This window comes from Ruegeria sp. YTSC230, from assembly GCF_059609665.1.
Genome location: NZ_JBXWMC010000001.1, coordinates 187330 through 211122, shown reverse-complemented (window position 1 = coordinate 211122; position 23793 = coordinate 187330). Strand labels below are relative to the sequence as shown.

30 protein-coding genes and 1 tRNA gene are annotated in these 23793 nt (G+C 57.7%); 18 read left to right on the top strand and 13 right to left on the bottom strand.

All coding sequences use genetic code 11. The features are described from left to right. Positions 1 to 84: 84 nt before the first annotated feature. From AC2FD9_RS01020 to nthA, 3 genes are read right to left on the bottom strand one after another with little or no spacing between them, the layout of a single operon-like run. Complete coding sequence (locus tag AC2FD9_RS01020) at positions 85 to 420, bottom strand: nitrile hydratase accessory protein (RefSeq protein WP_496834945.1); 336 nt, start codon at positions 418 to 420, stop codon at positions 85 to 87. Next, positions 417 to 1094 (bottom strand): nitrile hydratase subunit beta, encoded by a 678-nt coding sequence (gene nthB / locus AC2FD9_RS01015; RefSeq protein ID WP_496834943.1) that lies wholly within the window; start codon positions 1092 to 1094, stop codon positions 417 to 419. The genes AC2FD9_RS01020 and nthB overlap by 4 nt, the downstream gene beginning before the upstream one ends. Continuing rightward, positions 1091 to 1705: a nitrile hydratase subunit alpha gene (gene nthA / locus AC2FD9_RS01010; RefSeq protein ID WP_058276103.1), complete on the bottom strand. Its 615-nt coding sequence runs from the start codon at positions 1703 to 1705 to the stop codon at positions 1091 to 1093. The genes nthB and nthA overlap by 4 nt, the downstream gene beginning before the upstream one ends. Before the next feature lie 150 nt (positions 1706 to 1855). Between nthA and secG the strand changes: the two genes are divergently transcribed. The 11 genes from secG to AC2FD9_RS00955 all read left to right on the top strand — a co-directional run bounded on the left by secG (position 1856) and on the right by AC2FD9_RS00955 (position 10741). Continuing rightward, on the top strand, positions 1856 to 2221 hold the full coding sequence (gene secG, locus AC2FD9_RS01005; protein WP_058276104.1) for a preprotein translocase subunit SecG: 366 nt from the start codon (positions 1856 to 1858) through the stop codon (positions 2219 to 2221). A 158-nt stretch (positions 2222 to 2379) separates the two neighbouring features. Beyond that, on the top strand, positions 2380 to 4023 hold the full coding sequence (pyrG, locus tag AC2FD9_RS01000; RefSeq protein ID WP_058276105.1) for a CTP synthase: 1644 nt from the start codon (positions 2380 to 2382) through the stop codon (positions 4021 to 4023). A gap of 122 nt (positions 4024 to 4145) precedes the next feature. Continuing rightward, complete coding sequence (locus AC2FD9_RS00995) at positions 4146 to 4628, top strand: bacterioferritin (RefSeq protein WP_058276106.1); 483 nt, start codon at positions 4146 to 4148, stop codon at positions 4626 to 4628. Between the two features lie 160 nt (positions 4629 to 4788). Further along, entirely contained in the window at positions 4789 to 5565 is a 777-nt protein-coding gene (locus tag AC2FD9_RS00990; RefSeq protein WP_058276116.1) for an isocitrate lyase/PEP mutase family protein, read from the top strand. Positions 5566 to 5675: 110 nt separating this feature from the next. Then, entirely contained in the window at positions 5676 to 6125 is a 450-nt protein-coding gene (locus tag AC2FD9_RS00985; protein ID WP_058276107.1) for a tellurite resistance TerB family protein, read from the top strand. Between the two features lie 20 nt (positions 6126 to 6145). Continuing rightward, positions 6146 to 6583, top strand: a complete 438-nt coding sequence (locus AC2FD9_RS00980) for a tellurite resistance TerB family protein (RefSeq protein WP_282168589.1) — start codon at positions 6146 to 6148, stop codon at positions 6581 to 6583. Beyond that, positions 6580 to 7332: a phosphate/phosphite/phosphonate ABC transporter substrate-binding protein gene (locus tag AC2FD9_RS00975; RefSeq protein ID WP_496834942.1), complete on the top strand. Its 753-nt coding sequence runs from the start codon at positions 6580 to 6582 to the stop codon at positions 7330 to 7332. Before AC2FD9_RS00980 ends, AC2FD9_RS00975 begins: the two co-directional genes overlap by 4 nt. Positions 7333 to 7457: 125 nt before the next feature. Beyond that, positions 7458 to 8234: an ABC transporter ATP-binding protein gene (locus AC2FD9_RS00970; RefSeq protein WP_058274821.1), complete on the top strand. Its 777-nt coding sequence runs from the start codon at positions 7458 to 7460 to the stop codon at positions 8232 to 8234. A 31-nt stretch (positions 8235 to 8265) separates the two neighbouring features. Further along, entirely contained in the window at positions 8266 to 8979 is a 714-nt protein-coding gene (locus AC2FD9_RS00965; RefSeq protein WP_058276110.1) for a transporter substrate-binding domain-containing protein, read from the top strand. Between the two features lie 71 nt (positions 8980 to 9050). Then, positions 9051 to 9938 (top strand): ABC transporter permease, encoded by an 888-nt coding sequence (locus AC2FD9_RS00960; protein WP_496835496.1) that lies wholly within the window; start codon positions 9051 to 9053, stop codon positions 9936 to 9938. Further along, positions 9935 to 10741, top strand: a complete 807-nt coding sequence (locus AC2FD9_RS00955; protein WP_282118774.1) for an ABC transporter permease — start codon at positions 9935 to 9937, stop codon at positions 10739 to 10741. Before AC2FD9_RS00960 ends, AC2FD9_RS00955 begins: the two co-directional genes overlap by 4 nt. 104 nt (positions 10742 to 10845) lie before the next feature. On the opposite strand, the gene AC2FD9_RS00950 is transcribed toward AC2FD9_RS00955, so the two are convergent. Further along, positions 10846 to 10922, bottom strand: a tRNA-His gene (locus AC2FD9_RS00950). Positions 10923 to 10969: 47 nt separating this feature from the next. Then, positions 10970 to 11452 (bottom strand): GNAT family N-acetyltransferase, encoded by a 483-nt coding sequence (locus tag AC2FD9_RS00945; protein WP_496694983.1) that lies wholly within the window; start codon positions 11450 to 11452, stop codon positions 10970 to 10972. A gap of 77 nt (positions 11453 to 11529) precedes the next feature. Here AC2FD9_RS00945 and AC2FD9_RS00940 point away from each other — a divergent pair, with 77 nt between their 5' ends. Continuing rightward, positions 11530 to 11718: a DUF6324 family protein gene (locus AC2FD9_RS00940; protein ID WP_058274816.1), complete on the top strand. Its 189-nt coding sequence runs from the start codon at positions 11530 to 11532 to the stop codon at positions 11716 to 11718. A 4-nt stretch (positions 11719 to 11722) separates the two neighbouring features. On the opposite strand, the gene AC2FD9_RS00935 is transcribed toward AC2FD9_RS00940, so the two are convergent. Further along, positions 11723 to 12154: an MmcB family DNA repair protein gene (locus AC2FD9_RS00935; RefSeq protein WP_058274815.1), complete on the bottom strand. Its 432-nt coding sequence runs from the start codon at positions 12152 to 12154 to the stop codon at positions 11723 to 11725. 116 nt (positions 12155 to 12270) lie between these two features. On the opposite strand from AC2FD9_RS00935, the gene AC2FD9_RS00930 reads away from it, so the two are divergent. Both AC2FD9_RS00930 and AC2FD9_RS00925 read left to right on the top strand, forming a co-directional pair. Beyond that, positions 12271 to 12591 carry an ArsR/SmtB family transcription factor gene (locus tag AC2FD9_RS00930; protein ID WP_496834939.1) on the top strand — a complete coding sequence of 107 codons (321 nt, stop codon included), beginning with the start codon at positions 12271 to 12273 and terminating at the stop codon, positions 12589 to 12591. Beyond that, positions 12588 to 13013, top strand: a complete 426-nt coding sequence (locus tag AC2FD9_RS00925; protein ID WP_058277311.1) for an SRPBCC family protein — start codon at positions 12588 to 12590, stop codon at positions 13011 to 13013. The genes AC2FD9_RS00930 and AC2FD9_RS00925 overlap by 4 nt, the downstream gene beginning before the upstream one ends. A 255-nt stretch (positions 13014 to 13268) precedes the next feature. On the opposite strand, the gene AC2FD9_RS00920 is transcribed toward AC2FD9_RS00925, so the two are convergent. After that, positions 13269 to 13565, bottom strand: a complete 297-nt coding sequence (locus AC2FD9_RS00920) for a hypothetical protein (RefSeq protein WP_282168594.1) — start codon at positions 13563 to 13565, stop codon at positions 13269 to 13271. A gap of 94 nt (positions 13566 to 13659) precedes the next feature. On the opposite strand from AC2FD9_RS00920, the gene AC2FD9_RS00915 reads away from it, so the two are divergent. Then, positions 13660 to 14439 carry a response regulator transcription factor gene (locus AC2FD9_RS00915; RefSeq protein WP_496834936.1) on the top strand — a complete coding sequence of 260 codons (780 nt, stop codon included), beginning with the start codon at positions 13660 to 13662 and terminating at the stop codon, positions 14437 to 14439. Between the two features lie 154 nt (positions 14440 to 14593). Here the strand turns inward: AC2FD9_RS00915 and nusB are convergent, their stop codons facing one another. The 4 genes from nusB to AC2FD9_RS00895 form a co-directional block, all read right to left on the bottom strand. Beyond that, positions 14594 to 15076, bottom strand: coding sequence for a transcription antitermination factor NusB (nusB, locus tag AC2FD9_RS00910; RefSeq protein WP_496834934.1), 483 nt, complete (start codon positions 15074 to 15076; stop codon positions 14594 to 14596). After that, positions 15073 to 15624: a 6,7-dimethyl-8-ribityllumazine synthase gene (locus AC2FD9_RS00905; RefSeq protein WP_058277314.1), complete on the bottom strand. Its 552-nt coding sequence runs from the start codon at positions 15622 to 15624 to the stop codon at positions 15073 to 15075. Before AC2FD9_RS00905 ends, nusB begins: the two co-directional genes overlap by 4 nt. A gap of 2 nt (positions 15625 to 15626) precedes the next feature. Continuing rightward, positions 15627 to 16748, bottom strand: a complete 1122-nt coding sequence (gene ribB / locus AC2FD9_RS00900) for a 3,4-dihydroxy-2-butanone-4-phosphate synthase (protein WP_282118783.1) — start codon at positions 16746 to 16748, stop codon at positions 15627 to 15629. Between the two features lie 112 nt (positions 16749 to 16860). Continuing rightward, positions 16861 to 17448, bottom strand: coding sequence for a riboflavin synthase (locus AC2FD9_RS00895; RefSeq protein WP_496753568.1), 588 nt, complete (start codon positions 17446 to 17448; stop codon positions 16861 to 16863). Positions 17449 to 17589: 141 nt separating this feature from the next. Between AC2FD9_RS00895 and AC2FD9_RS00890 the strand changes: the two genes are divergently transcribed. From AC2FD9_RS00890 to AC2FD9_RS00880, 3 genes are all read left to right on the top strand, one after another. Further along, entirely contained in the window at positions 17590 to 18888 is a 1299-nt protein-coding gene (locus AC2FD9_RS00890; protein WP_496834930.1) for a capsule polysaccharide biogenesis protein, read from the top strand. An 80-nt stretch (positions 18889 to 18968) separates the two neighbouring features. Further along, positions 18969 to 20120, top strand: coding sequence for a polysaccharide biosynthesis/export family protein (locus AC2FD9_RS00885; protein ID WP_282118786.1), 1152 nt, complete (start codon positions 18969 to 18971; stop codon positions 20118 to 20120). Then, positions 20120 to 22117, top strand: a complete 1998-nt coding sequence (locus tag AC2FD9_RS00880) for a capsule polysaccharide biogenesis protein (RefSeq protein WP_496834928.1) — start codon at positions 20120 to 20122, stop codon at positions 22115 to 22117. Before AC2FD9_RS00885 ends, AC2FD9_RS00880 begins: the two co-directional genes overlap by 1 nt. Here AC2FD9_RS00880 and ribD read toward each other — a convergent pair. Both ribD and nrdR read right to left on the bottom strand, forming a co-directional pair. Beyond that, the gene (ribD, locus tag AC2FD9_RS00875; RefSeq protein ID WP_496834926.1) at positions 22114 to 23214 is read right to left on the bottom strand and encodes a bifunctional diaminohydroxyphosphoribosylaminopyrimidine deaminase/5-amino-6-(5-phosphoribosylamino)uracil reductase RibD; all 1101 of its coding nucleotides are present in this window, start codon (positions 23212 to 23214) and stop codon (positions 22114 to 22116) included. The two genes, AC2FD9_RS00880 and ribD, sit on opposite strands and share 4 nt — an antisense overlap. Next, the gene (gene nrdR, locus AC2FD9_RS00870; protein WP_058274803.1) at positions 23211 to 23681 is read right to left on the bottom strand and encodes a transcriptional regulator NrdR; all 471 of its coding nucleotides are present in this window, start codon (positions 23679 to 23681) and stop codon (positions 23211 to 23213) included. Before nrdR ends, ribD begins: the two co-directional genes overlap by 4 nt. Between the last annotated feature and the right edge of the window lie 112 nt (positions 23682 to 23793).

Below are 23793 nucleotides of genomic sequence, written 5' to 3'. Positions count from 1 at the left end.
GCTGAGATATCAAACTCGGCTCGTATAACGGGGGTAACGCGACAGGGAAACCGGTAATTCGACGCAGTTGAGCAGTTCCGGGGACTACTTGTCCGTTAGCTGCACCGGATCGCCGTGTGGGGTTGTCAGATACGCGTCTTCCCAGGCGTCGCGCAGCCGGTTTACGTCGTCGGGCATGGCTGTGCCTTGCTCGGTCAACAATGCCTCAAGCGTTTCCAGCCACGCGAAAAAGTAGTCGTTCCCGCCGTTCAGTTCCCGATCCAGCCCATGGCGCTTCAGGGTGTCCGAGAACCGCGCAGCCCAATCGGGCCAATCAAACCGGCCCGTCTCATTCAGTGCGACCGTCACGGCAAACACCTGCGCATGCCAGGGTTCAGCAAAAACAGGCTCAGGGGCGGAATGGGCAACGCAATTGCTCATGCCGGGCCCAGATAGCTTTGCCAAAGATCCAAAACCACCTCGTCATTGGGATGTTCCGGGTTGGTCCAAAGTTCGGATGCCGGGAATACAACAGCATATAGTGGCTCAGGCGCGTCTCCCAATCTGTGAGCGCTGGAATCCGGCAGCACGTGCGTCCCGTGCATCATTAGAATGCGCCCCTTCGCTCCGGCGGCATAGTGGGGCAACCGAGTATGACCGCCGTCGACCAAGCGGTTGGCAGTTGGACGTGTTGTTACGACCTCCTGCCCTACCGCATATTCCGCCGGCACGCTCGAGGGCCGATCCGCAGGACCGCCGCTGGCCAGCACACCAGCAACCGCTTCGGCCTTCATCTTGCGGCCCGCCAGCGGGTGTTCTTCTTTGTCTGCCTCGCCACGTAGGTCTTCTTCGGTCAGCACGCCGCTTTCGACCAGCAGGTCCGTCAGGGCTGAAATCCATTTCTCATAATAAGAAAATCTCGTGTAATCCTTGGGTGAGAGCCTCTCGCGGGCGTGACGTGAGATATCAATATTCCATTGGCCTAGCGATCCAGCAGCCAGCGTGACTGCCAATGCCCGCGCATGCCAGTCTTCAGCAAAAACCGGGGCATCATCGGGTTCGGGGTGCACAGGTCCATCGCCGAACCGCCCCCCCATATCGTGAACTCTGGTCATGACGGCACCTTTGGCAGGCCGGTTCCGATCATGCTGTCGCGTGTGACAAGTGCCGCCAACTCGTCTTCGGTTAAGCCATCCGTGTCTTCTGGCCGCATCGGAAGCACAAGGTACCGCACCTCGGCCGTCGAATCCCAAACGCGAACCGAGGACGTCTCGGGCAGGGTCACCCCGAACTCAGCCAAAACCTTGCGCGGCTCACGCACAGCCCGCGCCCGATAGGCATCGGATTTGTACCAACCCGGCGGAATACCAAGCAGCGGCCACGGGTAACAACTGCACAGGGTGCACACGACCATGTTGTGCTGTTCAGGTGTGTTTGCGACGACAACCATGTGTTCGCCCTGACGCCCGTAGTAACCCAGATCGGCGACAACCGATGTGGCATCTTTCAGCAACGCGGCTTTGAAGTCCGGGTCAGTCCAGGCTTTGGCGACGACCCGCGCGCCGTTCTGCGGGCCGATCTTGTTCTGATAGGTATCAATAATTTCATCCAGCGCCGCCGGATCGATCAGGCCCTTGCGAGTCAGAATCGTTTCCAGCGCCTTTACCCGCAGCGCAGGATCAGGTGGCAAAAGGGTGTGCGGGTGGTCGTGATCATCATGTGGCATGGCCGCAGCCTGCGCGAGGTGCGGCCATGCTGTCCAGTCCCTTTGCCGTGATCTGAAACATCACCGTTCTTGATCCCAACTCCTCCCTTGCCCCCGCTGGAAAACTTGCATAAGTACCACGCGATACACGCCACGCTGTACAGGAACACCATGGAAAACGTCGTTCTCATTATCCACCTCCTCTTGGCTCTGGGCCTGATCGCCGTCGTTCTGATGCAGCGGTCCGAAGGCGGTGGCCTTGGCATGGGCGGCGGGGGTGGCGGCGCCATGACCGGACGCGCCGCAGCGACTGCTTTGGGCAAAGTGACGTGGATTCTGGCCGCTTGTTTCATCGTGACATCAATCACGCTGACAATTCTGGCCGCTCAGAAATCCTCGGGCAGTTCGGTGATCGACCGTTTGGGCGTTCCGGCCCCGGCACCGACCGAGGAAAGCACACCTGCGGTTCCGTCGGCTGACGATCTGCTGCCTCCGGCAGATGGCGACAACGCGCCGCTGATCCCACAAGCCAACTGATCCACAAAACCTAGAAACCTGAAAGAGAACTGCAACAGCATCTTGCGGTTCTCTTGCGCTATTGGCGCGAATCCTTTATATGTGAAGTCCCGTGGTGCAGCGGTTTTTCGGAACCGTCGGGCAGCTGATTTTGACGTCTCACGGGAGCAGCCGAAAACATGGCGCGTTTTATTTTCATCACTGGTGGTGTGGTTTCGTCTTTGGGTAAAGGACTGGCTTCGGCGGCTTTGGGCGCGCTGTTGCAGGCCCGAGGATATTCGGTGCGTCTGCGCAAGCTGGACCCCTATCTGAACGTCGACCCCGGCACCATGTCGCCATTTGAACATGGCGAAGTGTTCGTGACCGATGACGGGGCCGAGACCGATCTGGACCTTGGCCACTATGAGCGGTTTACGGGCGTGGCCGCACGCAAGACCGACTCGGTCAGCTCGGGCCGGATTTACTCCAACGTGCTCGAGAAAGAGCGCCGCGGTGACTACCTGGGCAAGACCATTCAGGTGATTCCGCACGTCACCAACGAGATCAAAGACTTTATCTCGATCGGTGAGGATGAGGTCGATTTTATGCTGTGCGAGATTGGAGGCACCGTCGGCGATATCGAAGGCCTGCCCTTCTTTGAAGCTATCCGTCAGTTCAGCCAGGACAAGCCGCGCGGCCAATGCCTGTTCATGCACCTGACACTGCTGCCCTACATCAAAGCCTCGGGCGAATTGAAAACCAAGCCGACCCAGCACTCGGTGAAAGAGCTGCGCTCGATCGGTCTGGCGCCTGACATTCTAGTCTGTCGCTCCGAGGGTCCCATCCCGGTCAAAGAGCGCGAAAAGCTGGCGTTGTTCTGCAACGTACGCCCGGACAGCGTGATCGCGGCACAGGATCTGTCGACCATTTATGACGCCCCGCTGGCCTATCACCGCGAAGGTCTTGATCAGGCGGTTCTGGATGCGTTCCAGATCAGCCCTGCCCCCAAGCCTGATCTCACAAAATGGGAAGATGTCAGCGACCGCATCCACAATGCTGAAGGCGAAGTCAAAGTCGCCATCGTCGGCAAATACACGCAGCTTGAAGACGCCTATAAATCGATTGCCGAGGCCCTGACCCATGGCGGTATGGCCAACCGGGTTCGCGTAAAAGTCGAATGGGTCGATGCCGAGGTGTTTGATACCGAAGACGCAGCCCCGCATCTGGAAGGATTCCACGCGATCCTCGTTCCCGGTGGATTTGGCGAACGCGGCACTGAAGGCAAGATCAAAGCCGCGCAATACGCACGCGAACACAAAGTGCCCTACCTGGGAATCTGCCTTGGTATGCAGATGGCTGTGATCGAAGCAGCCCGCAATGCCGCTGGCATTACAGAGGCGGGCTCAGAAGAGTTTGACCACGAAGCGGGCAAAAAACGTTTTGAGCCTGTTGTTTACCACCTGAAAGAATGGGTGCAGGGCAACCACAAGGTCGAACGCAAGGTCGGTGACGATAAAGGCGGTACCATGCGTTTGGGCGCCTATGACGCGGTACTGGCCGATGGCTCGAAAGTGGCAGAGGTATACGGCGGCACCAATATCGAAGAGCGCCACCGCCACCGCTATGAGGTGGATATCAAGTATCGCGACAAGCTGGAAAAGGCTGGTCTGAACTTCTCGGGCATGTCGCCCGATGGCCGTCTGCCCGAAATCGTCGAATGGTCGGACCACCCTTGGTTCATCGGCGTCCAGTACCATCCGGAACTGAAATCCAAACCATTTGAACCGCATCCACTGTTCCGCGACTTTGTGCGCGCAGCGAAAGACACCTCTCGCCTCGTTTAAGAGCTATCTGTGTCGGACTGTCACCCCGCATTGTTTTGTGGGGTGTAACCTCCTAACTATTTGAACAAGCATGCCCGCGTGCCGCGTAATTTGATGCAGTTCAAAGATTCAGGAGTATTCCGATGAGCAATTCGACAACGATCACAAACCTCCAACAAGCGCTTCACATGGAAATGACAGCAGCGCATCAGTACCAGTTGCATGCGCATGTGCTGAATGACTGGGGCTTGGACATCCTGGCCGAGAAGATGCGCGGCGAGATGCAGGAAGAACTGGGGCATTCTGATGCCTATATCGAACGCATTCTTTTCCTGGGCGCAAAGCCAGAGCTTGAGCTTCAGAAAAACCCAAAGGCGGCGGACGACCTGGAAGAGATGTTTACCGCAGACCTGAAGGATGAAATGGAAGCCATCGATTTCTACACCCAAGCCGCAGCACAAGCGGCCGAGGCTGGCGACGTTGGAACCCGAACATTGTTTGAACGAATTTTGCTGGAGGAAGAAGGCCACAAAGCATGGCTGGAGACCGAGTTGTCACTTCTCAAGCGGCTAGGCGAGTCGGCGTTCAGCGCCAGATACGTATCTGGCACTGCCGGCCAAGACTAAATCATCTTCAACTGATCTCACCATGTCGCAGAATTCGGGCCAACAAATGTTGGCCCATTTTCTTTCGTCACCGCAAAGTGACGGTGTGCGGCCAAAAAACACTACTCGGGCACAGTTCCACGTGGTTACTGTTGGGTAAATGATGACAGGAGAGGCCCAAATGACCGATCAAATCCAAAACGCGGAAACCTTTGCGGCCCTGCACAAAAAGGGCGATCCGGTCATCCTTTTTAACATCTGGGACGCTGGCAGCGCCGGTGCCGTGCGGGATGCAGGCGCCATGGCATTGGCGACCGGCAGCGCACCCGTTGCAATGGCGCAGGGGTTTGGCGACGGCCAGAACATCCCGCTGGATGTCGCTTTGGACAACGCCGGCCGAATCGTCAGCGCCGTAGACCTTCCTGTTTCTTTGGATTTCGAGGGGGCCTATGCCGAGGACGCGGTGGGAATCATCGCCAATGTCCAAAGTGCACTTGAAACAGGTGTCGTCGGCTTCAACTTCGAAGACCAGATTGTCGGCACCAAAGACCTGTACGACATCGAAACCCAGGCGGCTCGCGTTGGTGCGATGCGCGAAGGGTGCGACGTCGCTGGCGTCCCTGCTTTTATCAACGCCAGAACGGACATCTTCCTGAAGGCTGCTCCGGAAACGCATGACGAGGCGATGCTCGACGATGCGATGGCACGCGCCAAAGCCTATGCCGACGCGGGTGCCAACGGATTCTTTGCACCCGGCCTCAAGGATGAGGACATGATCGCCCGGCTTTGCGAATCGACTGATCTACCTGTGAATATCATTGCCCTGCCCGGGACGCCGGATACCGCGACACTTGCGTCACTGGGCGTCGCCCGGATCAGTTATGGGCCTGTGCCGTACCGGAAGATGCTGGGCTGGCTGCAGGAACAAGCGAAACAGGCGCTGCAGTCAGGCGCCTAGCCAGCGGGTAGATACCGATACAAGCGGATACCGGCAAAGTTGTGACCATTCACGGCTATGACGGGTAGTCAGCGCTTGGCGGGCCACAAAATATGGAATAACCTCGCGACATGTTGAAAAAATTCCTTCAGGCGTTTCGCCCGCCACAGCACGACCATTTGCCCGATCCTGACGCCGAACTGGCCTTGGGTGCTTTGATGGTGCGCGTGGCGCAGGCGGATCGGGATTACAAGCTGGAAGAAATCAGCCTGATCGACCGTATTCTTGCGCGGCTCTATCAGCACAACGCGATCGAGGCCGCCAAAGTCCGCGCCACCTGCGAAAAATTGCACGCCGCCGCGCCAGACACCGATACATTCGGCAAGTTGATCCGCGAAACAACCGACCTGCAGGAACGTCTGGCCGCGCTGGACGCTTTGTGGGAGGTCGTTCTGGCCGATGGCAATTCGGACGAAGGCGAAATGAAGATCGTCGAAGAAGCCCGCATCGCCATGGGCCTGAGCTTTAAAGACAGCCAAGAAGCGCATGAACGGGTACAAACGCGCTTGGAACAGAAGTAGTCCGCTTCTATAACCAATTCATGTTCAGCGATTTTCTGTCCCGGCTCACGCAGCCGCAGCCCGACCCACTTGCCGATAACGACGCCCGTTTGGCCCTTACGGCCCTTCTGGTACGCATCGCCAGATCCGACAACGACTATGCCGACACGGAAATGGCACGAATCGACCGGATATCGGCGGAACGCTATGGCCTGTCCCCTTTTGAGGCCGCAGCCCTTCGCGCCAGCGCCGAAGATCTAGAAGCCGAAGCCCCCGATACCGTCCGCTTTACCCGCGCGATCAAAGAGGCTGTCGCTTATGATGACCGATTGGCCGTGGTTCAGGCGATGTGGTCGGTCGCACTGGCCGATGGGCATCGGACCGGCGAAGAAGATTCGCTGCTGCGTCTCGTAGTCAGCCTGATGGGTGTCAGCGATGTCGATTCTGCCCTGGCCCGGCAAAAGGCAGCCAAATCGTGATTGCAATGCTGGGCATGTATGACATGCCCGCGCTGCAACCAGCCAATGATCGGTTCTGGTCGTCGATTCGGGCGCATCTTGGATTTGGCCCCGCGCATCTGACACGTGGCGCTGACGTTTGGGATGTCTGGCATAGCCCCGACCTAGTTTTTTCTCAGACGTGTGGCATGCCTTACCGCACCCGATTGTATGGGATGGTTCAGCTTGTCGGCACGCCGGACTACGGTCTGGCAGGCTGTCCGCCCGGGTACTACCGGTCTGTTATCGTGGCCCGAAGAGACGATACCCGCGATCTGGACCAGCTTGCCGACGGCACCTTTGCTTACAATGAATCGCTTTCTCAGTCCGGTTGGGCTGCGCCCATGGTTCATCTGTCACGTCACAGCCGCCTTCCAAGTTCAGTGTTGGAAACCGGCGGTCATGCGCTTTCGGCAGCCGCTGTTGCGGAAGGCCGCGCGGATTATGCCGCGCTGGATGCGCTTACGTGGGAATTACTCAAGGAACACTCGAATTTGGGGACTGAGCTTCGCGAGGTCGCAGCAACGGAACCTTCGCCCGCCCTGCCCTACATCACGGCCAATAGTCAGGATGCGCCCCAGATTGCAAAGGCGGTTCGTGCAGCCATCAACGATCTTTCCCCTGCCGACCAAAAGATGCTGCACTTGCGTGGTCTGATCGACATTCCAGCCGAGCATTACCTTGCCGTTCCCGACCCGACCCCTGAGGCTGCCAAATTGATCGATCCGTGACCACTTTGGTCAGAACGTCTGGTCATTTTGACAGTTTGTGGCCCGTTCCGTGTCATTTGCGCATTGCATTGCTCTGAAATTTCAGCCCTAGTACCGCACCAACACCAATAGCAGCTGGACCACCCGTGACAGATTCCACTCCGGTCATCGAGATCAAGAACCTACACAAGAGCTTTGGCAATCTTGAGGTATTGAAAGGGGTGGATATCACCGCCAGACGCGGTGATGTCGTCTCACTCATCGGTTCGTCCGGTTCTGGCAAATCGACGCTTCTGCGCTGCTGCAACCTGTTGGAAGACAGCCAAGAGGGCGAGATTCTGTTCAAGGGCGAACCTGTCCGCTGGACTGGTAACGCACATAACCGCCGTCCGGCCGATCCCAAACAGGTCCTGCGTATTCGCACAAACCTGTCGATGGTGTTTCAGCAGTTCAATCTGTGGGCCCATATGACCATCCTGCAAAACGTGATGGAGGCCCCCGTGACCGTCATGGGCCGCGACAAGGCCGAGGCTGAAGACAGCGCCCGTAGGTATCTGGAAAAGGTCGGCATCGGCGACAAATGCGACGCGTATCCCGCGCAACTGTCAGGCGGTCAGCAGCAACGCGCCGCGATTGCGCGCGGCCTGTGCATGGAGCCTCAGGCCCTGCTGTTCGACGAACCGACTTCGGCGCTGGACCCCGAACTGGAACAGGAAGTAATCAAAGTGATCAAGGATCTGGCCGCCGAGGGCCGCACCATGATCATCGTGACACACGATATGAAAATGGCTGCCGATATCTCAAGCCATGTGGTGTTTTTGCATCAAGGCCTCATCGAAGAAGAAGGCCTGCCGGAAGACATCTTTACGACCCCTGAATCCACGCGACTTCAGGGTTTTCTCTCCGCCACCATGGCGGCATAAATTCAGGACAGAACCAAAAAGGGGAGTAACAATGAAAAACCTGATTCTGACCACAGCAGCACTGGCGCTGAGCGCCGGTATGGCCATGGCCGATACGGTCCGCATGGGCACCGAGGGCGCCTACCCTCCGTGGAACTTCATCAATGACGCCGGCGAGATCGACGGTTTTGAGCGTGAGCTGGGTGACGAGCTGTGCAAGCGCGCAAACCTGGAATGCGAATGGGTCAAGAACGACTGGGATTCGATCATTCCGAACCTGGTGTCGGGCAACTATGACGTCATCATCGCGGGCATGTCGATCACTGACGAGCGCGACGAAGTGATTGATTTCACTCAGAACTACACGCCGCCAGATCCGTCGGCTTATGTTGCAACCTCCGACGACGTAGATGTCGCGAACGGCGTTGTTGCGGCACAGACCGGCACCATTCAGGCCGGTTACATTGCTGAATCCGGTGCAACTCTGGTCGAGTTCGCCAGCCCCGAAGAAACCATCGCAGCCGTGCGCAATGGCGAAGCTGACGCCGTTCTGGCCGATAAGTCTTTCCTTGCGCCGATTGCAGATGAAGACGCGGACCTGCGCTTTGTCGCCGAAGATGTCCCGCTGGGCGGTGGTGTCGGCATCGGTGTGCGCGAGTCGGACGGTGATCTGAAAGAGAAGCTCAACACTGCCATCCAGTCCATGAAGGACGACGGCAGCCTGAACGAGCTGATCACCAAATGGGAAGTGTCCTCGACCTTCTGATCTGAATCAGGTTGCGCGCCCCAATACCGGGGCGCGCCGCCCCTGAGCCTTAGCACCTCAAGAGGCCCGCCATTTTCTCGTTTTGCACTGATCCCGATACGCTGGGCACGTTCCGCTGGTTTTCCTGCTACCTCACCAACGGCGTACACTGGTCGTTCTACCTTTCGTTCCTGAAGGTTCTGCTGTTGCTGGCCGTCACGGCGCCCGTGGCGTTGAGTTTCGGGTTCGTTGGTGCCATGGCCGCCCGCTCGCATATCCCCCCCGTCAGCTGGCTGGGCAAAGGCTATATCGCGATTGTACGGGGTGTGCCGGACATCGCCTTCTTCATGTTCTTTGTGATCGCGCTGGATCAGGCTTTTGAATGGACGCGCCATAAGATCCTTTGCCCCGATTGGCCGGACCCGATCCGCCAGGGCAACGACTTCATCGTTTGCCAGTCGGCAAAACTTCCGCTCAGCACCGCGCCGGAATTTGTGCATGAGACCTATGGTTTCTTCCTCGCAGTCATCACATTCTCGATCGTTTTCGGCGCTTTTGCGGCCAACGTGTTGTTCGGCGGCATGCGGGCGGTTCCCCATGCCCAGCTGGAAACAGCAGCCGCATATGGCCTGTCCCCCGGCCAGACATTCTGGCGCATCCTCGTGCCGCAAATGTGGGTTTACGCCCTGCCCGGTCTGTCGAACCTGTGGATGGTGCTGATCAAAGCCACGCCACTGCTGTTCCTGCTGGGCATCGAAGACATCGTCTATTGGGCCCGCGAATTGGGCGGCACGAAAACCACGAAATTCACCCAATACCCCCATGGCGACTGGCGCATGTGGTACTTCCTGGCTCTGCTGATCTTCTACCTCGGCATGACCCGCGTCTCGGAAATCGGGCTTGAAAAGCTGATGCGCCGCCTGTCCCATGGACAGGCCACATCAGGTGGAGAGCTTCTGCGCAAGGAGACCACCGCATGAGCTGCATCCAGACAATTCAGGATTATGGCCTGCGTTCCCTGGGCCTTGGTGAGCGGCTACTGCCGCGCAACGACTTTACCCTGTGCGAGCAATTCACCCTGATTGGTTCAGGCATGATCTGGAATATCTATTTCGGCATCATGGCACTGGTCACCGGGTTCTTTCTGGCAACCGCCGTGGCAATGGGCAAAGCATCCACCAACAAATGGCTGCGCAAGCCGTCCGAGTGGTTCATCTTTATCTTCCGCGGCTCGCCGCTGTTCATCCAGTTCTTCTTTGCCTACTTCTTCTTCCTGTCGCTGAAGAAATCTTACCCGATGTTCGACGCCCTGACATCGGCATGGCTGGGGGCGTTGATCGTTCTGTTCCTGAACACCGCCGCCTATACCGGCGAGATCTTCTATGGCGCGCTTCGCTCGATCCCCAAGGGTGATATCGAGGCCGCTGATGCCTATGGCATGTCCGGTTGGTCGCGATTCCGCCGGATCATTTGGCCCACCATGCTGCGTCTGGCCTGGCCTGCCTATACGAACGAAGCAATCTTCCTGTTTCACGCCACCACGCTGGTCTTCTTCTCGGCCTTCCCCGCCTGGCAGCAACGTGGCGACGCGCTGTACTACGCCAGCTATTTCGCCGACAAGACGTTCAATCCGTTCATCCCCTACCCGATCTTGGCCTTCTACTTCATCCTGCTGACGCTGGTGGTGGTCGGGGTGTTCGGGCTGATCAACAAACGACTGAACCGCCACTTGCCAGCGGCCAGAAAGGCCAAGATGAGGTTCCGTCTGAACCTGGCGCGCTAAGTCAGGCAACCACACAATTCGGCAGCCGGGCTTGTTTTTGGCCCGGTTTTTTCTTGCCGCGAATCTCAGGAAAGTACTGAGAAAGCGTTATGAATAAGGGAAAATGGTACCGCCTGCTGGATTCGAACCGGCGACCTCTGGATCCACAATCCAGCGCTCTAACCAACTGAGCTAAGGCGGCACTCGTGAGGGGCGATGTACCGAACACGCGCAGGGAATGCAAGAGAATTAAAGACGAATTTCCCAGCTTTGTTCGACAAGATCACAGCCAAAGGAATGAACCTTTTTGCTGCCGGTTAATTGCCATCCGGAAGCCCTGTAAAGTGCACAAGCTGCCCGATGGCTTTCATGGGTCCATAAGGCCATATCACGATAACCAGAATCGCGGGCGAACCCCGTGCATGTGTTGAGCATGCGTTTACCCAAGCCCTGTCCACGGGCCTCTGGCATCAACAGAAACAACCTCAATTTTGCGGTGTGGTCGTTCAGCGCGACACAAAAGATACTGCCAAGGCGCGCGCCACCCTGCTCCGCGATCCAGCCCCGCTCTCGTGTCGGATCGTGCGCGTCAACGAATTCCGCCAGAATCCGTTCAACGAGGGGCGCGAAAGTGTCATCAAACCCCTCGTCTAGCTGATAGAGGCGACCGTGCTGTTCGACCAACCAGGGCGCATCATCTGGCCGAAATGGTCTGATCAGAATATCATTCATACCTTACCTGACCTCAAAGGCGGCTTGATTCTCAACCCTTTGCGCGCTAGCAGGAACGCTCAGTCCCGGAGGCGCAAATGGGCATCAACACCGAACGTGACATTCAGGCAAACCTTCAGATCGGCCCGACCGACCACGGCATGGTGCGCCTGTTCATCGAGGCCGACGGCGTCGAAATTCCGATGGATTTCGAACCTGAAGAAGCGGAAGAAATCGCGGACGAAATCCTCGCCGCTGTGCAAGCTGCCCGGATCGTAAAAGACTGACAGTTCAAATTCTTGGATCACGCAATGCCTGCAATCTGCGGGCTGTATCTGTTGCAAACTTCTGAATCATCTTCTTGCGCCGCGCAGGTGCCAGCTTATCTTCCGGTGCCATTCGGATAATTTCGGCGTCATATGCATCTGCGATGATCAGCCCGGTTTCCTCGGGCAACAGATCGGTTGGGAAATCGGTATCGACGGCCCAGAAAAAGCGATCACACCAATCCAGATACCCCTGCCATTTGGAATCCGTCAGATAATCTGCGCGGCTAGATTTGCACTCGATCACCCACAGTTCCCCCTTGGGGCCCAATCCCATGACGTCGACGCGCAAACCGCGGGTGGGGACAAATTCCTCAACAGATACAAAGCCATGCGCCAACAAGTGGCGCGAAACCCCACGGGCCAGTTTTTGTCCGGGCTGTAAATCCAGTGTCATTCCTGAAATGTGAACAATTGGTGAACAAAAATCAAGCGCCTGAAAGACCCTTGACATGATACCATATGGTATCTCATAAATTGCAATACCAAATGGTATCACTATTGAGGTGACCAATGCAGACGCAAATTCAAAACGCGTTCCGCGCCCTTGCGGACCCAACCCGACGGGAGATTGTCCAAATCCTTGCCTCTGGCGACATGACGATCGCTCAGCTGACCGATCAGTTCGATATGACCCGTGCAGCGGTCAAAAAGCACCTGAACGTTCTTTCCGACGGTGGCCTCATCACCGTCGAGGCGCGTGGACGCGAGCGCATTAACCGGCTGGAGCCGAACGGATTGGCCCCCATCCTCGACTGGTTCAGCTATTTTGACCAGTTCTGGGATGATCGCCTGAATAGTCTGAAGGAAGCTATTGAAAGGAATAAAAAATGACGAATGCAGTTCTGCAAAAACAGATTTTCCTGAGGGCCACGCCGGAAACCGTATGGGCCTATTTGACCGAACCCGCCCGCTTGGCAGAGTGGTTTCACAAACCAGAGCGTCCGTTGGCCGCCGGTCAGAAGCTTGAGATGTTCGGTACATCCAGTGGCGATCTTCTGATCTGGGGTGAGGTACGCGCTGCCCGTCCGCCCGAATATCTCGAATATACATTTACCATCAAACCCATGGGAGACGCTGTTAGTGTCGTAAAATGGACGCTGGACCCGGTACCGGGCGGTACCCGGCTGGGTTTGGTTCACGAAGGGCTGCCGCAAGGCGCAGAGGCATTTGGCCTGATCCTTGCACTCGATGACGGTTGGGACGAACATTTGGGCAAGATGCGCAATGCGCTGCACGAAACTGTTGACGCCTGACCCCTTGTGCAAACCCGCCGCAACCCCTACTTAGGCCCGTGGCGGGTTCTGCCCTTCTTGTGATTGGTAGCATTCTGGTGGCCTTAAGCAATTCCGAGGGGGCTGGCTCTGTTCAGGTCCTGGCCTGATTACCTGGCGCCCACCTGTACATACAGGTCCTCGGGAATCACACCGCACGGTTGACTGGCGGTCCCGCCACATGAACTTATCCCTCGCCCGGTCTGGGAGAGTCTTCATTTTCCGAAATAGGTCGGCTTAGCCCTTGTCCACCGCCACGCGGGCGGGTTCGAATTTGGCCGCAATAGGTGTACCGCGTCTAGGGCCCTGCGGCTTTTCCGCCATACTCATGATCGCGTAAGCGAACTGAACACCGGCGAAAACAATGCCATTCATGAACCAGATCATTGCCAGAGCGATTAACCCGATCTCGGATCCGAAAATCAGGCCGCGCAAGTTGGCCACGTTCAGCGCCAGCAGCACCCCGACAAACAGGGCTGAGATGACAAATCCCCATGCAACTTGCGTGATGTAAAGGCGGATCAGTTTGGGCACGACAAAGCTCCTTGTCTGATACCGTGATGATAGCGCATGGTCGTGCTGAGTAAACTGCAGCCTCAACGGGTGCGACACTATATTCGGAGTCTCTATGAATGCCCTCAGCCTGTTCACGCTTGATCTTCTCGAAGAGCTGTCATTGCGCCATGATGATCAGGAACGTTGGGAGTTCACGTTAGACCGTCTGAATGAGATCGGGTTTAACGCCCTGAACATGCTTTGTTTTACACCCGAGACTGGCGCAATTCATTGGGTTCGAAGTTCAATGTCCAAAGGTTGGCTGAACCGCTATGACAGCCAAGGTTACGCCGAAGCAGATCCGATGCTGGCGCAGGTTCAAAATGGCAAGGAAAGCCTCTACGTGCAGGCCGCAAGCCTCCGGCCCGCGGACGGCCATTCCATCAAGGCGCTGGGTCTGAATCACGATCTGGAAAAGGCCGGATATATCCACCTTTACTCTCTGGTGGTTCCCTGCCCCGACAACGAGGCCAAGCTCGTGGTTCTGTCATCGGACAGAGCGGACGCCCAGGTTCAGATGACTGAACGGCAGCGCGAAATGCGTGTCCTGGCAACCGTCTTGGCCACCAATCTGGGATCGGATATCCCCAGCAATCACGGTCGTGTGTACGACATCGCCAGCATTGCTCCAACCGCTCCGGACCTGACGCCACGAGAGCTGCAGGTCCTGAACCTTTTGGCTCTTGGGCACCGGAACGACAGAATCGCCGAACTGTTGAACCTTTCGGAAATAACGGTACGAACCCATTTGAAGAATGCGCGCGAAAAATTGAGAGCCCCGACCCGAGAATCCGCACTGGTCCGTGCGATGCAACTTGGCCTGATCAATCCGTCGGGCTATCGGAATCGATAGGTGGCACGCCGGCTACGTTCCGGTAAAATGTTGGTGTCGTTGGGAAAAACTGTGAGTGGTGGAGGCCGAAGACTTGTTTGAACAAGCGTATTGTTAGATTTCAGGCGCAGCGCTTTGTGTGGCTGCGCCTTATTCATCTGGACTAAGGCTTAACTCAAAACGCCTCTGGCTGTGCTTCGCGGGCCATGTGATCCAAAACTGCGTTGACGAATTTCGGTTCTTTACCTTCCGGGAAGAACGCGCGCGCCACATCAACGAACTCGGTGATGACGACCTTTGGTGGCGTATCGCCTTGGGTCAGTTCGGCCCCGGCTGCACGGAAGGTGGCGCGCAGGGTCGGGTCAATGCGCGCGATGGGCCATTTGGCGACCAAAGCGCGGTCGGTCATCTGGTCAATCGATGCCTGAAAATTCACTGCGTCTTCAACCAACTTGCGGAACACGCGGATATCGCCGTCCAGCATTTCCTCACCCTCATAGACAGCGCCAAACCGATGATCCAAAAACTCGTTCACGACTGCTTCCGTCGTTTGGCCCGATTGCTCCATCTGGAACAGCGCCTGCACGGCATAAAGCCGGGCGGCGGATTTCATCAGGCGTTTCTGGTTGGCCGGTTTCGGCGCGTCTGTCTGGGTCATGCTGTCGTGGGTCCGTTGTTGTCGCCCGCCACAAGGATGGACTCGGACGGCGGCTTGAACCCGACGCCCTTTTTGGAAGAGCCCCACTTACGGCTGAGTGCAATCAGATGCAAGGCCGCAGCTGCAGCGCCGCCACCTTTATTCATCTTTTTAGGATTTGCGCGGACTTCGGCCTGATCGTCATTTTCGACCGTCAGGATACCATTCCCAATAAGAAGACCCTGCAGACCCATCAACTGGATCGCCCGGCTCGAGTCGTTGCACACCGTTTCATAGTGCGTGGTCTCGCCACGAATGACACAGCCCAGCGCCACGTAGCCATCATAGTTGCACTGGCGATCTGCCATGGCGATGGCAGTCGGGATTTCAAGCGCGCCCGGAACCTCAACAACTTCGCAGGTACCGCCAGCGGCTTCGATCTCGGCCATGGCACCAGTAACCAGATTGTCGGCAATGGCGCGATAGAACGGGGCCACCACGATCAATAGTTTCACAGGCTTGTCGAATGTCGGCGTTGGCAGTACGCCATGTTTGTCTTGTTCAGCCACGATCAATCATCCTTGAGAATGGAACGGGTTCCGACGATGGAGATTCCAAACGCGTCGAGACCCAGATATTTCGTTTCCGGTGTATCGGTCAGCAACACCAGTTCCTGGATGCCCAGCTTGGACAGGATCTGCGCCCCAAGACCGGTTTGCTTGATGGTGCGCGGGCCTTCGTCATCGGTTGCGTACAGCGCGTTGCGCGGTTCACGAAACAGGCAAACCACGCCACGCCCCTCGGCGGCGATCTTTTCCATAGCACGCGGCAGTTCCTGCGGCGATTTTGGACCCAGGCCCAGAACATCAGGCGCTTCATGCAGTGCATGGGTTCGGGTCAAAACCGGCTCGGGCGTGGTGATGTCACCCTTGATCATGACGACATGTTCGATGCCATGTGTCTGATCCGTGAACAGACGCATTTCCCATTCGCCGCCGTATTCTGACGTCACAGTCCTGCGCGAGGTTTCGACGACCAGATTGTCGTTGCGCGAGCGATACGTGATCAGGTCGCTGATCGTGCCGATCTTCATGTCATGTTCTTTGGCGAACGCGACCAGATCAGGCAGGCGCGCCATGGTGCCGTCGGGCTTCATGATCTCGCAAATCACCCCTGAGGGGTTCAACCCGGCAAGCCGAGAGATATCGACCGCCGCCTCTGTATGACCGGCGCGCACCAGCACCCCGCCCCGCTTGGCGCGCAGCGGAAAGATATGACCCGGTGTCGCGATGTGCGCCATCGTGTTCTGTTCGTTGATCGCCGTTTCAACGGTCAGCGCGCGATCTGCTGCCGAGATGCCGGTTGACACGCCTTCGCGCGCCTCAATGGACACGGTGAAAGCGGTTTCGTGACGGGATGAGTTGTTCACGGCCATCATCGGCAGGCCAAGGGCGTCGACGCGCTCTGCCGTCATCGGCAGGCAGATCAACCCGCGCCCATGGGTGGCCATAAAGTTGATCGCCTCAGCATCCGCAAACTCGGCCGCGATGACCAGATCACCCTCGTTCTCGCGATCTTCATGATCGACTAGGATATACATCCGGCCCTTGCGCGCCTCTTCGATGATATCTTCGATCGGACTGATCGCGTCGCGCAGCTGGGCCTCGACGGGACCGGGGGTTTCAAAGCTCATGGGGCAGCCTTTCACAAGAGCGTGTCTGGACGGCTGGATAGACCACCAAGCGCTCAAATACCAGAGCGCTTGCGGCCACGGATCGTCAAAACGCGGCGTCGAAACCGTTGGGTCAGGACATCTCGGCCAAACGGGCGACGTACCGCGCCAACGTGTCAATCTCGAGGTTCACCTGATCACCGACCGAGACATCGCCCCAGGTTGTCACTTCTTTGGTGTGGGGGATGAAATTGATCCCGAAATCGCAACCGTCCACGTCATTGACCGTCAGCGAGGTTCCGTTCAGCGCAACTGATCCCTTGGGTGCGACAAAGCGGGCCAATTCCTTGGGCGCGCGCAACGTTACTCGGGTGCTGTCGCCTTCGTCCTGCAGGGCAACAACCTCGGCCACGCCGTCGATATGGCCGGAAACGATGTGCCCACCCAGTTCGTCCCCAACCTTGAGGGCGCGTTCAAGGTTCACGCGTTTGCCAACTTGCCATGTGTTCAGATTGGTTTTCGACACCGTCTCGGCGCTGATCTGCACATCGTACCAATCATCCCCAAGGGCAATCACAGTCAGACAGACACCGTCACTGGCGATGGATGCGCCAATATCAATACCCGCAGTGTCATAGCCGGTTTTGATCCGAGCACGCAGATCCCCTTGCTGGTCCAACTCGGTAACAATTCCGATATCGGTGACGATCCCTGTGAACATTGCTTTCACCCTTAGCTTATAACCTGTGCATATGTGTAACCGTCGAGGTAAGCCCAAGAAACGCTGCGGGCAAGCCCTGCCTTGCCTGGATTGATGTATACAGGCATAATTTTGGTACCAAACGATAAAGAGCAGTCCCGGATGCATCCACTCGCCTCGCGCTCGCATCGCCGTGTATTCCTGTTTTTGCAGGGACCGCATGGCCCTTTCTTTAGCGCACTGGCACGCGCTTTGCGCGCCGCCGGGGCTGATGTTTTGCGCGTGGGGTTTAACGCGGGCGATGAAGCGTTCTGGTTTGATCGCAGCACCTACATCCCGTTTTTGGACAATTCCGAGCAATGGCCCGAAACCCTTAGGGAACTGATCCGGTCACGATCGGTCACAGATATCGTTCTATACGGCGACACCCGCCCGGTTCATGCCAAAGCTGCGGATGTTACGCGCGAAGTGGGTGTGACTGTCCATGTCTTCGAAGAGGGGTATCTGCGCCCGTGGTGGGTCACTTACGAACGGAACGGATCAAATGGACACTCACGGTTGATGTCTTTGGACGTCGCCCAGATGCAAGATGCGCTTGACCAGTCCGAGGCACCAGTTCCACCGCCACCGTCCCATTGGGGCGATATGCGGCAACACATATTCTACGGTGCGCTTTACCACTGGTTTGTCCTGTTCCTGAACCGGAGGTACTCCAACTTCAAGACGCACCGGGAATTGCCGGTATCAACAGAGTTTCGCCTGTACTTCAAACGGCTTGCGCTGATGCCTTTCCACAGAATTAGGCGTCGCTGGGCCACCATGCGCGTTCGTCAAAACGGCGCACCCTATCACCTGGCCTTGTTGCAACTGGGTCATGACAGCTCGGTGCAGGCCCATTCAGATTATACCTGCATGTCGGATTTTCTGGAGCATGTAATATCGGGTTTTGCCAAAGGCGCTCCGGCCCATCACCTTCTGGTTCTGAAGGAACATCCGCTGGAAAACCATCGCGAGCCACTGCGCCGCAGGGCGCGCGAAATAGCTCGCGCGCACCAAGTGGCGGATCGCGTACACTACGTTCCCGGCGGCAAACTGGCTGGATTGCTGGATGACGCGAACACAGCAGTGACGATCAACTCTACGGCTGGTCAACAAGTTCTGTGGCGCGGAATCCCGTTGCGCAGTTTTGGAAAATCCGTCTACGACAAACCTGAGTTTGTTTCACAGCAACCCATTGCCCAGTTCTTTACCGATCCGGACGTACCGGACTACGAGGCCTATCGGGCTTACCGGCAATTTCTATTGAAAACCAGTCAGTTACCCGGCGGCTTTTATTCACTGCGTGGGCGACGGCAACTGCTGCGCCGCGCCGCCGACATGCTGTTGCAGTCGCATGATCCCTACCAGTCCGTTTTGTCCGACAACGAGGCGTCGACGCCACAGTTGAAACTCGTCGAATAAGCTGGGTTGGTTGGTGCTGGATGTTGAACCCCGAACAAGCTAAGTTGACGCAAACAAAAGACGACTGAGGATAATCGGCAGTGCAGTGCTTTCCAATTCGCTGGGTGCGAGGGGCCGCCCTTGTGGCTGTATGTGGCGTGCTGGCCGCGTGCCAGCTCCCTAAATCTGGCCCCAACAAGTCCGAGATTTTGGCGGGTTCAGTTGAAAATGGTGGCAATGCCTTTGTCGTCGAGGTGGATGACAGGGTCGCACGAGCGACATCCAAAATCCCCCAATTCGGTTTTTCGTCTTCCTTCACCAGCGCGCAGAGCCTGACGGCGGATACCGTTCGCCCTGGCGACGTGTTGGGATTGACGATCTGGGAAAACGTCGATGATGGCCTGCTTTCAGGTGAAGTCGGATCCTCGACCACGCTGAGTGAAGTTCAGGTAGACGCCGACGGATTTATCTTTGTGCCATATGCCGGACGTGTGCGTGCGTCTGGAAACACACCCGAGCAGCTGCGTCAGGTGATCACTGCAAAACTACAGGATCAAACGCCAGACCCTCAGGTCGAGGTCCGCCGGTCCGCCGGGGATGGCGCAACTGTCGCGGTGTCTGGAAGCGTCGCGGCGCCGGGAATTTATCCAATCGAACTCCCGACCCGCACGTTGACCGGCATGCTGTCAGAGGCCGGAGGTGTATCAACTGGTGTAGGTGCATCAGGTGGTACTGACATTTCGCTCGTGACATTGATCCGCGGAAACCAAAAAGGGACCATCTGGTACGATGACCTGTTCAGCAATTCCAAGCTGGATGTGGCCCTTCGCGGCGGTGACCGCATTCTGGTCGAAGCGGACAGCCGGTCGTACATTGCCCTTGGTGCAACTGGCGGCCAGTCGCGCGTGGCGTTTGACACGCAGGACCTTTCGGCGCTTGAGGCTTTGGCGCAAGTCGGTGGCCTGCTGTCGCTGTCTTCCGATCCAACGGGGATATTTATCTTGCGTGACGAACGTCAGGATATCGCACGCTCGGTGATGGGCCGTCCGGACCTGCAGGGCGATCAGCGTATGATTTACCTGCTAAACCTGACGGCACCAAACGGTCTGTTCATTGCACGGGATTTCGTCATTCGCGATGATGACACTATTTACGTGACCGAAGCACCATATGCGCAGTGGACCAAGTCTATTTCCCTGATCTCCGGTGGCCTTACCCCCCTGGCCAATGTCGCCACGCTGACAGGCAACTGATGTCGCCTGAAACAACAGCCGGGTCTGAACGTACCCGGCTGCTTGTCTACAATGGTGGTTTCCTGACATCCCACCGAATTCGCCGAATATTGTCCCTGTCCGGTTACGACATCCGGATTGGCTTGCACAAAGACGGTGATGCCGTCGGAGTTTGGGGCAACAGCCCGACGGCCCATCGCGGCCTTGCTGTTGCGGCTCGGCATAATGCCCCAGTGCTGCGCGTCGAAGATGCCTTTCTTCGGTCTTTGCATCATGGCCGCAGCGGAGAGCCGCCTCTTGGCCTGTTGCTTGATCGATCCGGCTTACATTTCGATGCGGCTCAGGCGTCCGATCTGGAAACGCTGTTGGCCACCGATCCCTTGGACGACACCGCCCTGCTGAACCGCGCACGGGGCGGGATTGAACGGATGCGCGACCTGCATCTTAGCAAATACTCGGCCTTTGATCTGACCGCTCCGCCCCCTGACCCCGGCTATGTACTGGTGGTGGATCAGGTCCGCGACGATGCGGCTGTGACGGCCAGCGCCGGGGATGAGGCCCGGTTTCGCGAAATGCTGGTCATGGCGCAGGAAGAGAATCCTGGCGCCAAAGTTCTGATCAAGACACATCCCGAAACCATCGCCGGGCATCGTTCAGGCTATTTCACCACCGCTGACCAAACCGATCGCGTCTCGGTCATCAGCACACCGGTTAGTCCGTGGGCTTTGTTGGAAGGTGCGGTTGGCGTTTACACCCTGTCCTCACAGATGGGGTTCGAGGCGATTTTGGCCGGACATAAGCCGCGTGTTTTTGGCCAGCCCTTCTATGCAGGTTGGGGACTGACGCAGGATGAAGCACACCTGCCACGCCGCCAACGCAACCTGACGCGCGCGCAATTGTTCGCTGCAGCGATGATCCTCTATCCAACCTGGTACGATCCATACCGGGACCAGCTGTGCGAGTTGGAAACTGTTCTGGACACGCTTGAGGCGAGAACCCGCGCCTGGCGTCAGGATCACAAGGGATGGACCGCCTCGGGTATGCGCCTGTGGAAACGCAAACATCTGCAACGGATGTTTGGGCGTGAGAAAACGGTCCGCTTCACCGACGATCAACCAGCGCAGTCAGATCGCCCTCACATGGTCTGGGCAAGTAAAGCCAAGGGCACGGAAAGTGCCGTCCGGGTCGAGGATGGCTTTCTACGCTCGCGCGGGCTGGGCGCAAAACTTGTACCGCCCCTGTCATTGGCAACGGACAATCAGGGGATCTATTACGACCCGACGCATCCCAGCCAACTGGAAGGGTTTATTGCCGCACGGGAAACTCTGCGGCCAGATCAGGAATTGCGTGCCGAAAGGCTGATCGCTCAAATCGTGTCCGCCCAAATCACCAAGTACAACACAGGGGTCGGCGCACCGGATTTGCCTGAGGGGCATCGCATACTCGTCCCCGGTCAGGTCGAAGACGATGCTTCAATCCAGTTGGGCACCAGTACTGTTCGCACAAATACCGATCTTTTGCACGCCGTGCGCGAGGCAAACCCAAACGCCATCCTGATCTACAAACCGCACCCCGATGTCGAAGCGGGCTTGCGCGATGGGGCAGTAGAGGCCGCAGACCTCGCCGATGTCATCGCCACCCATTGCGACCCGGCAGCTCTGCTGTCGCAGGTCCAGGAGGTCTGGACCATGACCTCATTGCTAGGGTTCGAGGCTTTGATGCGCGGTGTCAGTGTGACCACCCTGGGCGCGCCTTTTTATGCGGGTTGGGGGCTGACGAACGATTTGGGAACCGTCCCAGTCCGCAGGGGCGCACGACCAACGGTCTTAGGTTTGGTTCACGCGACGCTGATCGATTATCCCCGGTATATGGACCCTGTGACAGGTGAGCCCTGCCCCGTAGAAGTTGCGGTTGAACGGCTGTCACAAGGTGCGGCGCCCGCAGGCGGTCCACTGCTTCGAGTTTTGTCAAAACTACAAGGCGCATTCGCGACCCATGCACATATCTGGCGTCGTTAACGCAGCGCCCGCGCCCAACGGTGCAGGATGTCCGGCCCGATGACCTGGGTCTCGATCAATTCAAAACGCGGGGCATTGTCCAACTTGTCCAGCCCAAGCGTGCCGATGGCTGACAACCCTTCGGCACCGATCGCAAGCCCGGCGGTGAACCCGACCAATTCATCGACCAAATCCGCAGCAAGCAGCGACGCCGCCAATGCCGCCCCGCCCTCGCAGAATACGCGGGTCAGACCTGCTTTACCCAACTGCTGCAACAAGTCCGCTGCATCGATCTGGTGATCGTCCAGCGCACAAGGCAGCAGTTGCGCCCCAAGCCCGTCCCACGCGCGGGCTCGCTCGGCATCCGGGGATGGGCCGTGACATAGCCATACGGGTATCTCAGCAGCCGTGCGCGCCAGCTGCCCCAACAAGGGAATGTCCAAATGGCGCGAGACCACAATTCGCACAGGCTGAGCGTCGACCCCTATATCCCGAACGGTCAGGGATGGGTCATCGGCGCGCGCGGTGCCCGCCCCGACCATCACCGCATCATGACGCGCACGCATGGCATGCACCGCACGCCGCGCTTTTGGGCCAGTGATCCATTGGCTATGCCCCGAGGCGGTGGCGATGCGCCCATCAAAACTGCTGGCCAGTTTCAGGGTTACGAAAGGACGCCCCTGTTCGGTTTTCAGGAAGAACCCCGCAAGATCCTGGGCTGCTTGGTCGGCCAGAACACCGGTGACAACTTCGATCCCCGCCTCGCGCAGCATGGCAAAGCCCTGCCCTGCAACACGCGGATCGCTGTCTTCGATAGCCGCGACAACGCGGGCCACACCCGCCGCGATCAGGCCCTCGGCGCATGGGGGTGTTTTACCGTGATGGGCGCAGGGTTCAAGCGTGACATAGACCGTGGCACCCCGCGCCGCGTCTCCGGCTTGAGCCAGCGCTTGGGGTTCGGCGTGCGGGCGGCCACCCGGCTGGGTCCAGCCGCGTCCCACAATGCGCCCATCACGCACAATCACGCAACCGACGGCTGGGTTCGGCCAGCACGTCCCTTGACCGCGCCGCCCCAAAGACAGGGCAAGCGCCATGTATCGCTTATCTGGTTCGCTCACTCGTCCGTCGAAGGCTGCGGCGGGCGCAGTTCGTGGACAAACTCCTCGAAGTCATCGGCCGCCTGGAAATTCTTGTATACGCTCGCAAAGCGAACATAAGCGACGGTGTCGATCCGCGCCAGAGCTTCCATGACGATCTCGCCAATTTTGCTGGACGGGATGTCGGTCTCGCCCATGCTTTCCAGGCGACGCACGATACCAGAAATCATCTGGTCAATACGTTCCGGATCAATCGGGCGTTTCTGCATCGAAATGCGGATCGAACGCTCCAACTTGTCCCGATCAAAATCTTCGCGTTTGCCGTTGGTTTTGATTACCACCAGATCGCGCAACTGGACACGTTCGTAGGTCGTAAACCGCCCCCCACACGCGGGACAGAACCGACGCCGACGAATGGCCGCATGGTCCTCTGCCGGGCGTGAATCTTTGACTTGAGTATCGATATTTCCGCAAAACGGGCAGCGCATCCACCGTCTCCTCGTCCCTGGTTCCGCCTCTTTTTGTAAGCACTATGACTTACTTATCCACAACTATAGGGTAGCCGCTAGGATTTGGGTAGTCGGAAATTTCCACCGCAAG

Bases quoted from the DNA above. Each gene is read 5' to 3' on its own strand.
- AC2FD9_RS01020 (WP_496834945.1), bottom strand. From the start codon at position 420: ATGAGCAATTGCGTTGCCCATTCCGCCCCTGAGCCTGTTTTTGCTGAA.
- nthB (WP_496834943.1), bottom strand. From the start codon at position 1,094: ATGACCAGAGTTCACGATATGGGGGGGCGGTTCGGCGATGGACCTGTG.
- nthA (WP_058276103.1), bottom strand. From the start codon at position 1,705: ATGCCACATGATGATCACGACCACCCGCACACCCTTTTGCCACCTGAT.
- secG (WP_058276104.1), top strand. From the start codon at position 1,856: ATGGAAAACGTCGTTCTCATTATCCACCTCCTCTTGGCTCTGGGCCTG.
- pyrG (WP_058276105.1), top strand. From the start codon at position 2,380: ATGGCGCGTTTTATTTTCATCACTGGTGGTGTGGTTTCGTCTTTGGGT.
- AC2FD9_RS00995 (WP_058276106.1), top strand. From the start codon at position 4,146: ATGAGCAATTCGACAACGATCACAAACCTCCAACAAGCGCTTCACATG.
- AC2FD9_RS00990 (WP_058276116.1), top strand. From the start codon at position 4,789: ATGACCGATCAAATCCAAAACGCGGAAACCTTTGCGGCCCTGCACAAA.
- AC2FD9_RS00985 (WP_058276107.1), top strand. From the start codon at position 5,676: ATGTTGAAAAAATTCCTTCAGGCGTTTCGCCCGCCACAGCACGACCAT.
- AC2FD9_RS00980 (WP_282168589.1), top strand. From the start codon at position 6,146: ATGTTCAGCGATTTTCTGTCCCGGCTCACGCAGCCGCAGCCCGACCCA.
- AC2FD9_RS00965 (WP_058276110.1), top strand. From the start codon at position 8,266: ATGAAAAACCTGATTCTGACCACAGCAGCACTGGCGCTGAGCGCCGGT.
- AC2FD9_RS00955 (WP_282118774.1), top strand. From the start codon at position 9,935: ATGAGCTGCATCCAGACAATTCAGGATTATGGCCTGCGTTCCCTGGGC.
- AC2FD9_RS00945 (WP_496694983.1), bottom strand. From the start codon at position 11,452: ATGAATGATATTCTGATCAGACCATTTCGGCCAGATGATGCGCCCTGG.
- AC2FD9_RS00940 (WP_058274816.1), top strand. From the start codon at position 11,530: ATGGGCATCAACACCGAACGTGACATTCAGGCAAACCTTCAGATCGGC.
- AC2FD9_RS00935 (WP_058274815.1), bottom strand. From the start codon at position 12,154: ATGACACTGGATTTACAGCCCGGACAAAAACTGGCCCGTGGGGTTTCG.
- AC2FD9_RS00930 (WP_496834939.1), top strand. From the start codon at position 12,271: ATGCAGACGCAAATTCAAAACGCGTTCCGCGCCCTTGCGGACCCAACC.
- AC2FD9_RS00925 (WP_058277311.1), top strand. From the start codon at position 12,588: ATGACGAATGCAGTTCTGCAAAAACAGATTTTCCTGAGGGCCACGCCG.
- AC2FD9_RS00915 (WP_496834936.1), top strand. From the start codon at position 13,660: ATGAATGCCCTCAGCCTGTTCACGCTTGATCTTCTCGAAGAGCTGTCA.
- nusB (WP_496834934.1), bottom strand. From the start codon at position 15,076: ATGACCCAGACAGACGCGCCGAAACCGGCCAACCAGAAACGCCTGATG.
- ribB (WP_282118783.1), bottom strand. From the start codon at position 16,748: ATGAGCTTTGAAACCCCCGGTCCCGTCGAGGCCCAGCTGCGCGACGCG.
- AC2FD9_RS00895 (WP_496753568.1), bottom strand. From the start codon at position 17,448: ATGTTCACAGGGATCGTCACCGATATCGGAATTGTTACCGAGTTGGAC.
- AC2FD9_RS00890 (WP_496834930.1), top strand. From the start codon at position 17,590: ATGCATCCACTCGCCTCGCGCTCGCATCGCCGTGTATTCCTGTTTTTG.
- AC2FD9_RS00880 (WP_496834928.1), top strand. From the start codon at position 20,120: ATGTCGCCTGAAACAACAGCCGGGTCTGAACGTACCCGGCTGCTTGTC.
- nrdR (WP_058274803.1), bottom strand. From the start codon at position 23,681: ATGCGCTGCCCGTTTTGCGGAAATATCGATACTCAAGTCAAAGATTCA.